At 54.9% G+C, this 12,962-nt stretch carries 13 protein-coding genes; 4 read left to right on the top strand and 9 right to left on the bottom strand.

Annotated elements, in window-relative coordinates; all coding sequences use genetic code 11:
- Positions 1 to 139: 139 nt before the first annotated feature.
- A complete protein-coding gene (gene nadA, locus ACOTYN_RS04680) occupies positions 140 to 1,183 on the top strand; it encodes a quinolinate synthase NadA (protein WP_071922466.1) in 1,044 nt (347 codons plus the stop codon).
- A gap of 22 nt (positions 1,184 to 1,205) precedes the next feature.
- Entirely contained in the window at positions 1,206 to 1,925 is a 720-nt protein-coding gene (gene pnuC, locus ACOTYN_RS04675; RefSeq protein WP_071922465.1) for a nicotinamide riboside transporter PnuC, read from the top strand.
- On the opposite strand, the gene zitB is transcribed toward pnuC, so the two are convergent.
- Both zitB and ACOTYN_RS04665 read right to left on the bottom strand, forming a co-directional pair.
- Positions 1,922 to 2,860, bottom strand: coding sequence for a CDF family zinc transporter ZitB (zitB, locus tag ACOTYN_RS04670; protein WP_023332431.1), 939 nt, complete (start codon positions 2,858 to 2,860; stop codon positions 1,922 to 1,924). The genes pnuC and zitB overlap by 4 nt on opposite strands.
- Positions 2,861 to 2,965: 105 nt before the next feature.
- On the bottom strand, positions 2,966 to 3,346 hold the full coding sequence (locus ACOTYN_RS04665) for a protein YbgS (RefSeq protein ID WP_014883051.1): 381 nt from the start codon (positions 3,344 to 3,346) through the stop codon (positions 2,966 to 2,968).
- Between the two features lie 303 nt (positions 3,347 to 3,649).
- Here ACOTYN_RS04665 and aroG point away from each other — a divergent pair, with 303 nt between their 5' ends.
- Positions 3,650 to 4,702, top strand: a complete 1,053-nt coding sequence (gene aroG, locus ACOTYN_RS04660) for a 3-deoxy-7-phosphoheptulonate synthase AroG (RefSeq protein WP_014883052.1) — start codon at positions 3,650 to 3,652, stop codon at positions 4,700 to 4,702.
- A gap of 61 nt (positions 4,703 to 4,763) precedes the next feature.
- Here the strand turns inward: aroG and gpmA are convergent, their stop codons facing one another.
- The 7 genes from gpmA to modE all read right to left on the bottom strand — a co-directional run bounded on the left by gpmA (position 4,764) and on the right by modE (position 12,512).
- Positions 4,764 to 5,516 (bottom strand): 2,3-diphosphoglycerate-dependent phosphoglycerate mutase, encoded by a 753-nt coding sequence (gpmA, locus tag ACOTYN_RS04655; RefSeq protein WP_008501111.1) that lies wholly within the window; start codon positions 5,514 to 5,516, stop codon positions 4,764 to 4,766.
- 205 nt (positions 5,517 to 5,721) lie between these two features.
- Entirely contained in the window at positions 5,722 to 6,765 is a 1,044-nt protein-coding gene (galM, locus tag ACOTYN_RS04650; protein ID WP_045269874.1) for a galactose-1-epimerase, read from the bottom strand.
- On the bottom strand, positions 6,759 to 7,907 hold the full coding sequence (galK, locus tag ACOTYN_RS04645) for a galactokinase (RefSeq protein ID WP_014883054.1): 1,149 nt from the start codon (positions 7,905 to 7,907) through the stop codon (positions 6,759 to 6,761). The genes galM and galK overlap by 7 nt, the downstream gene beginning before the upstream one ends.
- Before the next feature lie 3 nt (positions 7,908 to 7,910).
- Positions 7,911 to 8,957 (bottom strand): galactose-1-phosphate uridylyltransferase, encoded by a 1,047-nt coding sequence (gene galT, locus ACOTYN_RS04640; RefSeq protein WP_023332433.1) that lies wholly within the window; start codon positions 8,955 to 8,957, stop codon positions 7,911 to 7,913.
- 9 nt (positions 8,958 to 8,966) lie between these two features.
- Positions 8,967 to 9,983, bottom strand: a complete 1,017-nt coding sequence (gene galE / locus ACOTYN_RS04635) for a UDP-glucose 4-epimerase GalE (RefSeq protein WP_023332434.1) — start codon at positions 9,981 to 9,983, stop codon at positions 8,967 to 8,969.
- Positions 9,984 to 10,183: 200 nt separating this feature from the next.
- Positions 10,184 to 11,656 carry a molybdate ABC transporter ATP-binding protein ModF gene (gene modF, locus ACOTYN_RS04630; RefSeq protein WP_023332435.1) on the bottom strand — a complete coding sequence of 491 codons (1,473 nt, stop codon included), beginning with the start codon at positions 11,654 to 11,656 and terminating at the stop codon, positions 10,184 to 10,186.
- 67 nt (positions 11,657 to 11,723) lie between these two features.
- Positions 11,724 to 12,512, bottom strand: coding sequence for a molybdenum-dependent transcriptional regulator (gene modE / locus ACOTYN_RS04625; protein WP_023332436.1), 789 nt, complete (start codon positions 12,510 to 12,512; stop codon positions 11,724 to 11,726).
- Between the two features lie 127 nt (positions 12,513 to 12,639).
- Here modE and ACOTYN_RS04620 point away from each other — a divergent pair, with 127 nt between their 5' ends.
- Complete coding sequence (locus ACOTYN_RS04620; RefSeq protein WP_014883059.1) at positions 12,640 to 12,789, top strand: AcrZ family multidrug efflux pump-associated protein; 150 nt, start codon at positions 12,640 to 12,642, stop codon at positions 12,787 to 12,789.
- Positions 12,790 to 12,962 lie beyond the last annotated feature (173 nt).

Raw genomic sequence — 12,962 nt, 5'->3', positions numbered from 1 at the left:
GCTCCACACCTCTATTCCCGGTGACTTTTCACTCCAGATTCGCTATCTTGTTTAGTATACAAAACACAATTGCCATGCGTTTTGCTATGTCAGGCAAAAGAAAGGCAATATTGTTAAGCCCGTAAAACGAGAAGCCATAATGAGTGTGATGTTTGATCCCGAAGCCGCCATCTATCCGTTTCCGCCAAAACCTGTTCCGCTAAGCCAGGACGAAAAACAGTTCTACCGCGAGAAGATCAAACGTCTTCTGAAAGAGCGAGACGCGGTGATGGTGGCGCATTACTACACCGACCCGGAAATCCAGCAACTGGCGGAAGAGACCGGAGGCTGCATCTCTGACTCTCTGGAGATGGCGCGCTTTGGCGCAAAACATCCTGCTTCCACGCTGCTTGTTGCTGGCGTGCGTTTTATGGGCGAAACGGCGAAAATTCTCAGCCCGGAAAAAACCATTTTGATGCCGACGCTGAATGCCGAGTGTTCGCTCGATCTTGGCTGCCCGATTGACGCGTTCACCGCCTTCTGCGACGCCCATCCTGACCGTACCGTGGTGGTTTATGCCAACACCTCCGCGGCGGTAAAAGCGCGGGCAGACTGGGTCGTGACCTCCAGCATCGCCGTTGAGCTGATTGAGCATCTGGACAGCCTGGGTGAGAAAATTATCTGGGCACCTGACCGACATCTCGGCAATTATGTTCAGAAGCAGACAGGCGCTGACGTCCTCTGCTGGCAGGGGGCCTGTATTGTGCACGACGAATTCAAAACCCAGGCGCTGGCACGCATGAAGGCGCTTTATCCTGACGCCGCCATTCTTGTTCACCCTGAATCCCCCCAGTCCATTGTCGACATGGCGGATGCCGTGGGTTCAACCAGCCAGCTTATCACCGCGGCAAGAACGCTGCCGCACAAGCAGCTCATCGTGGCGACCGATCGCGGTATCTTTTATAAGATGCAGCAGGCCGTGCCGGAAAAAGAGCTCCTTGAAGCCCCAACGGCAGGCGAGGGCGCGACGTGCCGCAGCTGCGCGCATTGCCCGTGGATGGCGATGAACGGTCTGAAAGCGATTGCCGAAGGGCTGGAGACGGGCGGCGCCGCGCATGAAATTCATGTCGATGCTGCGCTGCGCGAAGGTGCGTTAATTCCGCTTAACCGCATGCTGGATTTTGCGGCTACACTACGTACTTAATTCAAAACGTTCCGGGGAAAAGATGGATTTTTTTAGCACGCAGAACATTCTGGTTCATATACCGATTGGTGCAGGTGGCTATGACCTGTCATGGATTGAGGCCGTCGGCACGCTGGCGGGTTTACTCTGCATCTGGCTGGCAAGCCTGGAGAAAATCAGCAATTACGCGTTCGGGCTGATTAACGTTACGCTGTTTGCGATTATCTTCTTCCAGATCCAGCTGTACGCCAGCCTGCTTTTGCAGTTGTTCTTCTTCGCCGCCAATATTTACGGCTGGTACGCATGGTCGCGGCAGAACAGCCAGCAGGAGGCTGAGCTACAGATCCGCTGGCTACCCCTGCCGAAAGCCGTTGCCTGGTTTGTCGCTTGCGTGGTTGCTATTGGTTTCATGACCGTTTATATCAACCCGGTGTTTGCCTTCCTGACCCGTGTGGCCGTTTCGGCTATGTCCGGTATCGGCCTGAGCGTAACGATGCCAGAACTACAGCCGGATGCTTTCCCGTTCTGGGATTCCTGCATGATGGTGCTGTCAATTGCGGCGATGATCCTGATGACCCGTAAATACGTTGAGAACTGGCTGCTGTGGGTCATCATCAACGTTATCAGCGTGGTCATTTTCGCGCTGCAGGGCGTCTATGCGATGTCGCTGGAATATCTGCTGCTGACCTTCATTGCCCTGAATGGCAGCCGTATGTGGATTAAGAGCGCGCGTGAGCGAGGCTCTCACGCGCTTTCCCGCTAATGGTGATGATGATGTGAATGGTCGGGCTGCGCCTCGTTAAGGTGGCAGTCCGGCCCGTTACAGGCCTGATACTCCATCTGGACGGTGGCGTGGCCAATCTCGTAATGATGTTCCAGGAAATGATGAATGCGTTCCAGTAATGCATCGTGATCGTGAGGTGGGATCACCTGAACGTGTAGCGTCATCACCGGTTTTTCACCTACCTGCCAGACATGCACATGATGAACATTGCGCACTTCCGGGACAGAACGGCGCAGGTTACGCTTCAGCTCGTCAATGTCCATGGATGCGGGTGCCCCTTCAAGCAGTTCATTGACGCTCTCCTTCAGCAGACTCCAGGCGCTACGTAAAACCAGACACGATACCAGCACGGAGAGAATCGGGTCGACTGGCGTCCAGCCGGTATAGAGGATCACCAGCGCGGCGACTATCGCCCCGACTGAGCCGAGCAAATCCCCCAGCACATGCAGGGCAGCAGCGCGCACGTTGAGGTTCTTTTCCCCGCTGCCGCGATGCAAAATCCAGAATGCCAGAATATTCGCCAGCAGCCCCGCGACGGCAATCACCATCATTGTCGTTCCGGCTATTGGCTGCGGGTGCCTGAAGCGTTGGATGGCTTCCCAGACGATAAGAATAGTAATGACCACCAGCGCGATGGCGTTAACAAACGCGGCAAGCGTAGTCAGCCTCAACCAGCCGAAGGTATGGCGTGCGTTCGGAGGACGACGAGCAAATTGCACTGCCAGCAGAGCGAAGAGTAGCGCTGCGGCATCGGTCAGCATGTGCCCGGCATCAGCCAGCAGCGCTAGCGAGCCGGAGACCAGACCGCCAATGACCTCGATAACCATAAACGTGGCCGTAACGCCGAAGGCCAGCATGAGTCGTTTTACGTTGTCATTTCCGGGAGAAGATGCGTGTGAGTGGGTGTGCGCCATGTCTGCTTTCCTGTTTCGTTATTTTTTAGTGTAGCGTTTTTAACAGGTTACTCCAAAAAGAAAGGAGAGCCTGGGCTCTCCTTTCGCATTTAAAGCACTGACGACTTACTGGGTTGTGCCATCGGTTTTGGTATTGGCATCGTTACCCACTTTGTCGTTAGGGTCGGGACATTTGCCGTCCTTACACATTGAGTTCTTATGAACTTCATCTGAACTCATATTGTCGTGATTCATGGTGCCGGAATCACTGCCGTTCGGATGCAGCATGGTGCCGCCGGTATTGGTGTTGCCGGTATTGATCTGGCTGTTATCGACATTATTTGGGGCGATATTTTGTTTCGCATCAGGGGCGACCTGGCCTGCTTCTGCTGCCGCATTGGCATCACCGTTGCTGTCTGAGGTGCCCGTTTCAGCAGCCAGGACGCTGCCGCTTGCCAGGGTGAGAGTGGCGGTCAGGAAGAGGGTTGCCAGTTTTGTCATTTTCATCATGGTGCTCCTGTTCTTGTCGTTACGCTGGATAACTTTCTCCAACAGTGCATCTTTTTAGAGGCGAAAGATTCCGCCTTACGGACTTACGTCAGTAGGGAATCGCGTTTAGGCGTATAAAATTGGTTGTTACAGTTAAAAAGCTTAGGTTAGATCTCATTTTTCGCTATTTTGTGGCGATTTTTAGGCGAATTCCAGGAATTATCTGCGTGAAGTGTAAAACCGTGTTTACACTTCCTGGTCGACAAGATAGATTGAAAGGATTGCTTTCATTACTAAAGATATGGCAGAGCTGGAAAGAAAATGAATTATCAGAACGACGATTTACGCATTAAAGAGATCAATGAGTTATTACCTCCTGTAGCGCTCCTTGAGAAATTCCCCGCCACTGAAAATGCCGCAAACACGGTTTCTCATGCTCGCAAAGCGATCCATAAGATCCTGAAAGGTAATGACGATCGTCTTCTGGTGGTGATTGGTCCATGCTCTATCCACGATCCTGCTGCGGCAAAAGAGTATGCGGCAAGGCTGCTTCAGCTGCGCGAAGAGCTGAAGGATGAGCTGGAAATCGTCATGCGCGTCTATTTTGAAAAACCGCGTACGACCGTTGGCTGGAAAGGGCTCATTAACGATCCGCACATGGATAACAGCTTCCAGATCAACGACGGTCTGCGTATTGCGCGCAAGCTGCTGCTGGAGATCAACGACAGTGGCCTGCCTGCTGCCGGTGAGTTCCTGGACATGATCACGCCACAATACCTGGCTGATTTGATGAGCTGGGGCGCAATTGGTGCCCGTACCACGGAATCTCAGGTTCACCGCGAACTGGCATCCGGTCTCTCTTGTCCGGTTGGTTTTAAAAACGGCACCGACGGCACCATTAAGGTGGCTATCGACGCCATTAACGCAGCGGGTGCACCGCACTGCTTCCTGTCCGTGACCAAATGGGGTCATTCCGCCATCGTGAACACCAGCGGTAACGGGGATTGCCATATCATTCTGCGTGGCGGCAAAGAGCCAAACTACAGTGCAAAACATGTGGCCGACGTGAAGGTCGGGCTGGAAAAAGCCGGGCTGCCACCGCAGGTGATGATCGATTTCAGCCATGCCAACTCCAGCAAGCAGTTTAAAAAGCAAATGGACGTCGGGGCTGATGTCTGTCAGCAGATTGCCGGCGGTGAGAAGGCGGTGATTGGCGTGATGATTGAAAGCCATCTGGTCGAAGGTAACCAGAATCTGGAAGGCAGCGAGCCGCTGGTGTACGGCAAGAGCGTCACGGATGCCTGCATCGGCTGGGACGATACCGACACCCTCCTGCGTCAGCTGGCGAACGCGGTGAAAGCACGTCGCGGTTAAGTCCTGAGGCAGAAATAAAAAAGCGCGGAAGGCTCCGCGCTTTTTTTATGTCTGGCGAAAATTACTTCGCTTTACCCTGGTTCGCGACAGCCGCGGCTTTCGCTGCGATTTCATCCGCGTTACCCAGATAGTAGTGTTTGATTGGTTTGAAGTTTTCGTCGAACTCATACACCAGCGGTACGCCAGTTGGGATGTTCAGTTCAAGAATTTCGTCTTCACCCATGTTGTCCAGGTATTTCACCAGCGCACGCAGGGAGTTACCGTGAGCGGCGATGATCACGCGCTCACCGCTTTTCAGGCGTGGCAGAATGGTTTCGTTCCAGTAAGGCACAACGCGGTCGATGGTCAGCGCCAGGCTTTCGGTGGTTGGCAGCTCAGCGTCAGTCAGTTTCGCGTAACGCGGGTCGTGGCCCGGGTAGCGCTCGTCATCTTTGGTCAGCTCTGGTGGGGTTACCGCGAAGCCGCGACGCCACTGTTTAACCTGCTCGTCACCGTATTTCTCAGCGGTTTCGGCTTTGTTGAGACCCTGCAGCGCACCGTAGTGGCGCTCGTTCAGTTTCCAGGATTTCTCAACCGGCAGCCAGGCCTGATCCAGTTCGTCGAGCACGTTCCACAGCGTGTGGATGGCACGTTTCAGCACAGAGGTGTAAGCAAAATCAAAGCTGAAGCCTTCTTCCTTCAGCAGTTTACCTGCTGCTTTTGCTTCGCTTACGCCTTTCTCAGACAGATCAACGTCGTACCAACCGGTAAAGCGGTTTTCGTTGTTCCACTGGCTTTCGCCGTGACGCACCAGGACCAGCTTAGTAATAGCCATCTCTTACTCCTCAAGCATTTTTAGAATGATAACAATTCTCATTATATTGCTGTGGCCAGGCCAGCAGCAACGCTTAACCCTAACCATAGCGAAAATAGTCTCCGAGTGTAAGATGCTTGTGAATCCAGGGTTATGATTTTGTCTGCGATCGGCGCTATTTTCAGCAAGGGGAGCAGAAAAAAGCCCTCGATGTGAGGGCCTGTCGTTAAGCGCGCGGAATGAAATGATACTCGGTGACGCTCACGTACTCTTCACCCGGGCGCAGAACGCAATCTGGCTGCGGCCATTCCGGATGATTCGGGCTGTCAGGCAGGAACTCGCTCTCCAGTGCCAGACCCTGCCAGTCGCTGTATTCATTGTGTTCGCGTGCCGTTGTGCCGCCTAGATAGTTACCTGAGTAGAACTGCAGGGCAGGGGCGGTGGTATAAACGGTCATCTGCAGCTTCTCGTCAGCAGACCAGACCTGCGCGGCGGGCTGGCTGAGATCGCCTTTGGCCTGCAACAGGAAAGCGTGGTCGTAGCCTTTCACCTTGCGCTGATCGTCATCACTCAGGAAATCCTGTGCAATAGCTTTCGCATTGCGGAAGTCGAAGCTGGTGTCGTTCACCTGCTTCAGGCCCTGATACGGTATGCCCATTTCGTCAACCGGCAGGTACGCGTCCGCAAGGATTTGCAGCTTGTGGTTGCGCACGTCGCACTGGTTGCCGTCCAGATTAAAGTAGGCATGGTTAGTCAGGTTAACCGGACACGGCTTGTCGACCGTGGCACGGTATTCGATGGCGATTCGGTTGTCGTCGGTCAGCGTGAAGCGTGCGGAGGCGATAAGGTTGCCCGGGAAGCCCTGATCGCCATCAGGTGAATCCAGCGAGAACAGCACTTCGCTGTCATTTTGACGGACAATTTTCCAGCGGCGTTTATCAAACCCTTCCGGTCCGCCGTGAAGCTGGTTCTCACCCTGACTTGGAAGGAGAGGGTACGCCACGCCGTCGAGTTCGAAACGGCTTTTAGCGATGCGGTTGGCATAGCGGCCGACGGACGCTCCCAGAAAAGCCGATTGGTTAACATACTGCTCAGGCGATGCACAGCCGAGCAGCGTTTCACGCACGCTGCCGTCCGGCATCGGTACGCGGGCGGAGAGCAGGGTTGCACCCCAGTCCATCAGCGTAACCACCATCCCTGCGCGGTTGCGCAGGGTTAACAGGCGATACGGCAGACCATCCGGTGCGAGAGTAGGTGTTTCGTTTAGCACTGTCCGGCTCCTTGTGATGCTTTACATACATAGAAGGTTTCTTTAATACCTGTCTTTGCTTCGTACTGCTTCGTCACGGCATCCTGTACGGCAGGGACCAGCTCTTCCGGTACCAGCGCAACGATGCAGCCCCCGAAGCCGCCGCCGGTCATGCGCACGCCGCCTTTATCGCCGATGGTCGCTTTGACGATCTCAACCAGGGTATCAATTTGCGGGACGGTGATTTCAAAGTCATCGCGCATGGAGGCATGCGATTCAGCCATCAGTTCTCCCATGCGTTTCAGGTCGCCTTTCGCCAGCGCGGACGCGGCTTCAACGGTACGGGCGTTCTCCGTCAGCACGTGACGAACGCGTCTGGCGACAACCGGATCCAGCTCATGCGCAACCTTATTGAATTCATCAAGCGTCACGTCGCGCAGGGCGGGCTGCTGGAAGAAGCGTGCACCGGTTTCACACTGCTCGCGGCGGGTGTTGTACTCGCTGCCCACCAGCGTGCGCTTAAAATTACTGTTGATAATCACAACAGCCGCGCCTTTGGGCAGCGGAACGGCTTTGGTGCCAAGCGAGCGGCAGTCGATCAGCAGCGCGTGCTCTTTTTTGCCCAGCGCGGAGATCAGCTGGTCCATAATGCCGCAGTTACAGCCCACGAACTGGTTTTCTGCTTCCTGACCGTTAAGGGCGATTTGCGCCCCGTCCAGCGGCAGATGATAAAGCTGCTGGAACACGGTCCCCACGGCGACTTCCAGAGAGGCAGAGGAGCTTAAGCCCGCGCCCTGTGGCACGTTGCCGCTGATCACTAAATCCGCACCGCCAAAGTTCTTGTTACGCTTCTGCAGATGCTTCACCACGCCGCGCACATAGTTAGACCACTGCTGGCTGTCGTGCGTCACAATGGGGGCATCAAGGGAAAACTCGTCGGTTTCGTTACCGTAATCCGCCGCTATTACGCGGACGTTACGGTCGTCGCGCTTTGCGCAACTAATAACCGTCTGGTAATCAATGGCACACGGCAGCACAAAACCGTCGTTGTAGTCAGTATGTTCACCGATCAGATTGACGCGGCCAGGCGCCTGAATAACATGGGTGGCAGGGTAGCCAAATTTCTCAGCAAACAGGGATTGTGTTTTATCTTTCAGACTCATTTTTTAGACTCCTGATTCGCGATAGTGGACGTCACTCACGGCACGCAGACGTTCGGCTGCCTGTTCCGCCGTCAGGTCACGCTGGGTTTCCGCCAGCATTTCATAGCCCACCATGAACTTACGTACCGTCGCAGAGCGAAGCAGTGGCGGATAGAAATGGGCATGCAGCTGCCAGTGTTGGTTCTCTTCACCGTTAAACGGTGCGCCGTGCCAGCCCATGGAATACGGGAAAGAGCACTGGAACAGGTTGTCGTAACGGCTGGTCAGTTTCTTCAGCGCCAGCGCAAGGTCGTCGCGCTGTGCGTCGCTGAGATCGGTCATGCGCTGTATGTGCGCTTTCGGCAACAGCAGCGTTTCAAACGGCCAGGCGGCCCAGTAAGGTACGACGGCGAGCCAGTGTTCGGTTTCCACCACGGTACGGCTGCCATCGGCCAGCTCACGCTGGGTGTAATCAACCAGCATGGGTGAGCCGTTTTCCTCGAAATAGGCTTTTTGCAGGCGGTCTTCGCGTTCGGCTTCGTTAGGCAGGAAGCTGTTCGCCCAGATCTGGCCGTGCGGATGCGGGTTGGAGCAGCCCATCGCCGCACCTTTGTTTTCAAATACCTGCACCCACGGGTAAGTCTGCCCCAGCTCAGCGGTTTGTGCCTGCCAGGTGCCGATCACCTCTTTCAGTGCCTCAACGCTCAGCTCCGGCAGCGTTTTGCTGTGATCGGGCGAGAAGCAGATCACGCGGCTGGTACCCCGCGCGCTTTCACAGCGCATCAGCGGGTCATGGCTCGCGGGCGCGTCCGGCGTGTCGGTCATTAGCGCAGCAAAATCGTTGGTGAAGACGAAGGTGCCTTTGTAGTCCGGGTTTTTATCTCCGGTGACGCGCGTGTTGCCCGGACACAGGAAGCAATCCGGGTCATGCTGCGGTAGCGTTTGTTTCGCAGGCGTCTCTTGCGCCCCCTGCCAGGGGCGCTTGGCGCGATGCGGAGACACCAAAATCCATTGTCCGCTTAACGGGTTAAAACGACGATGCGGATGATCGACGGGATTAAACGAAGTCATGAAGGATCCTTAGTCCGGATAGCCTTGCGGGTGGCGTGACTGCCAGTGCCAGGTATCCTGTGCCATTTCATCAAGCGTGCGGGTAACACGCCAGTTAAGCTCTTTGTCGGCTTTAGTGGCATCCGCCCAGTAAGCGGGCAGGTCACCATCACGACGCGGTGCGAAGTGGTAGTTCACTGGCTTACCGCAGGCTTTGCTGAAGGCGTTAACCACGTCCAGCACGCTGCTGCCGACCCCGGCGCCGAGGTTGTAAATATGCACGCCCGGTTTATCTGCCAGCTGTTGCATGGCCGCAACGTGACCGTCGGCCAGATCCATCACGTGGATATAGTCGCGCACGCCGGTGCCGTCCTGGGTTGGGTAGTCGTTACCAAAAATCGCCAGCGACTCACGACGGCCTACCGCCACCTGGGCGATATACGGCATCAGGTTGTTCGGGATGCCCTGCGGATCTTCACCCATATCGCCAGACGGATGGGCGCCGACCGGGTTGAAGTAGCGCAGCAAGGCGATGCTCCATTCCGGCTGCGCTTTTTGCAGATCGGTCAGGATCTGTTCCACCATCAGCTTGCTTTTGCCGTACGGGCTTTGTGGCGTGCCGGTCGGGAAACTTTCAACGTAGGGGATTTTTGGCTGATCGCCATAGACGGTGGCGGAGGAGCTGAAGATAAAGTTTTTAACGTTCGCCGCACGCATGGCGGAGATGAGACGCAGGGTACCGTTGACGTTGTTGTCGTAATACTCAAGCGGCTTCGCAACGGATTCACCGACGGCTTTCAGACCGGCGAAGTGGATCACCGCTTCAATGGCGTGGTCGTGAAGGATTTCGGTCATCAGCGCTTCGTTGCGGATGTCGCCTTCCACGAAAGTGGGTTGTTTCCCGCCAAGACGTTCAATCACCGGCAGCACGCTGCGCTTACTATTGCACAGGTTGTCGAGGATGATCACATCGTGACCATTTTGCAGCAGTTGCACACAGGTATGACTTCCGATGTAACCGCTACCACCTGTTACCAGAACTCGCATGATTCGCTCCATTAGGCTTATGGTATGTAATAACCATAGCATAACAGAGACGCTAAAAGTGTGACATGGGATAAAATAGTGGAATCGTTTACACTCGTTTTCAAACTCGCTTTTTCAATCACTCAGACCATTCTAGATCAAAGAGATAGTGTTGTATTGATGCAAGTTATCTGAAAAGAGGAGGGCGGGGCCCTCCACGGTTAGTCGATGTGGCTGAGAAGATAGCGATAGCGCTCGCCGTCCGGAATGAACTCAAGACGATGGGTGATACAGGAAGGGGCATCCTCGGCATGGTGTGAAACAAACAGCAGTTGGGTTTCACCCTCGGCAATGAGAATATCCACAAAGCGACGAATCAGCTGGCGGTTTAGCGGATCCAGACCCTGCAGGGGCTCATCCAGAATTAACAGTGTCGGGTGTTTTACCAGCGCGCGAACGATCAATGCCAGGCGCTGCTGCCCCCATGACAAACTGTGAAACGGCGCGTCAGCCACCCGGCTATCCATCCCCAGAATATCCAGCCACTGCTGGGCCAGCTTGTGCTGCTTGTCCGACACCGCCTGATAAATTCCGATGGAGTCAAAATACCCGGAGAGGATCACGTTACGTACCGTGGTACTGACCCGGTAATCCAGATGCAGGCTGCTGCTGACGTAGCCGATATGTTTTTTAATATCCCAGATGGTTTCACCGCTGCCGCGACGACGGCCAAACAACGTGAGATCGTTGCTATAGCCCTGCGGATGGTCGCCGGTGATGAGGCTCAGCAGCGTGGATTTTCCCGCGCCATTCGGGCCGACAATCTGCCAGTGCTCGCCCGGATTCACCGTCCAGCTAAGATGGTTAAGGATCGGGCGGTCGTCATAAGAGACGATACCATCACGCAGCACGATGCGTGGCTGGTGAGGATCGAGCGCGTGGCGGGCTGACGGGGCATCGGGTTCCGGAAGGGTGATGCCGTCGAGCTGTTCACTGTGCGCGAGCTGGGCGATCAGCGCCTGCTTAAGCAGCGCCGACTTTTCGCCCGTCTCGGTCAGATGGCAGTCGGCCAGCACACCGGCATGCTGGACAAAATCCGGAATCTCATCAAAGCGGTTAAGTACCAGCACAAGGGTATATCCCTGCTGATTAAGCGAGCCCAGCAGATGCGCCAGCTGCGCCCTGGACTGGACGTCAAGGCCGTCGAACGGTTCGTCGAGGATCAGCAACTCAGGCTCGCTCATCAGCGCCTGGCAAAGCAGGGTTTTCCGCGTTTCGCCGGTAGAAAGATATTTGAAGCGTCGGTTGAGCAGGGCGGTAATGCCGAACTGTTCAGCCAGGCGCTGACAGCGGGCAGGATCTTTCACCTCATCCTGGATAATTTCCGCCGTTGTACGGCCGGTATCTTCTTCTCCAGGACTGAGTAAATCGGTATTGTTGCGCTGCCATTCGTCGCTCACCAGCTTTTGCAGTTGTTCAAAAGAGAGGCGCGTCAGGCGCGTAACGTCGCTCTGGTATTCCCCTTTGAGGAGGGTGAGTTCCCCCGCCAGCGCACGGGCCAGCGCGGATTTACCGCTGCCGTTAGTGCCAACAAACGCCCAGCTTTCACCCGCGCGTATTGTCAAATCAGCAATCGCCAGCGTCCGGGTATCGCTAAGACGAAACGTACCTTGCGAAATATGCAATAATGCCATGATTTATCCCATTTTTTGCAGCAACAGATGTCAGGGATACTCACTGTCAGCGCGGTTGTCAATGCGCTCAGCACAATGTGGCGATAATCACCCGGTCTGCGTTGAAATATGCGGTGACGACAGCACCTTCTTCTAAGCCGTCCGCCTCGCTGCAAGGTACCGTCGCGCAGAGTGATTGTCCGTCCGCCAGCGTCATAAGCACTTCGCATTGCGCCTTGCCGCGTTCAATATGGCTGATTGCGCCCGATAGCTGGTTATCCGCTGCCTGTGCCGTGTCGGGATTACGCGTGATATTGACCCATGGCGCTTTCAGTAACACCAGCACCTCTTTACCTTCATCCAGGCCAAGGCGCTCTGCACTCTGCGCGGTGATTGCGGCTTTCAGACGCGTTGTTCCATCGGCAAGCAGGATCTCAACATGCTGTTGTATCTGAAGATTATCGCGCGCCGTCACCGTACCAAACCACTGGTTGCGGGCGCTGGTTTGTAACGAGAAGCGGGAAATGGCGGCCAGCAAACTGTCCAGTGGAACGCTATCGTCATCACTCAGAACATCAAACGCTTTTTGCTGGATCTGGCCCAGAAGATCGTAAAGCTGAATCAGGCGCTGGCCGTAGCGCGTCACCCTGGCGCCGCCACCGCCCTTACCGCCCGTGGCTCTGTCCACCAGCGGGTGTTCGCTCAGGGTGTTCATTTCATTGATGGCATCCCAGGCGCTTTTATAGCTGATCCCGGCATTCTTTGCCCCCTGGCTAATCGAGCCCGTTTGTTCTATTTGTTTAAGCAGGGCTATACGTCTGGGGTCGGCAAAAAGCTTTTGCTGTAGTCGGAGAGTAAGAAGAATTTCGGCCTGCATAACAGTGTCCTGGCAAAAAGGATATTGTGACCCAAATGGTGCGGGGCGCAAAGGCTACCGCACAAAAGGGGATGTTTTTCTTACTTTTCAGGGTAGAATAAGCCCTTCACAATATCTGGAGAAAACCATGTTAGAGTTGTTGAAAAGTCTGGTATTCGCCGTGATCATGGTGCCAGTAGTGATGGCCATCATCCTCGGTGCCATCTACGGCCTGGGTGAAGTGTTCAACCTCTTTTCGAACATTGGTCACAAAGACCAGGCTAAAAAGCAGCATTGATTCCCTTCAAAACGCCCGGCTAGCCCGGGCGTTTTGCTCTCAAGCTTTTCTCATTTTCTCCGATAGTATTAAGAATCAGTCCAGCTTACCCCTTGAGCGGTACGATATAGCGCTGGGATCTCCATGAAGATATCGTTATATTATCGTCTATATAACGCTATATACAGGAGCTA

The sequence above is a fragment of the Enterobacter cloacae complex sp. IR5458 genome, from assembly GCF_049238025.1.
GTDB classification, from domain to species: domain Bacteria; phylum Pseudomonadota; class Gammaproteobacteria; order Enterobacterales; family Enterobacteriaceae; genus Enterobacter; species Enterobacter kobei.
Note: the sequence above shows the minus strand (reverse complement) of the source record. Positions and strands in the feature narration are given on the sequence as shown.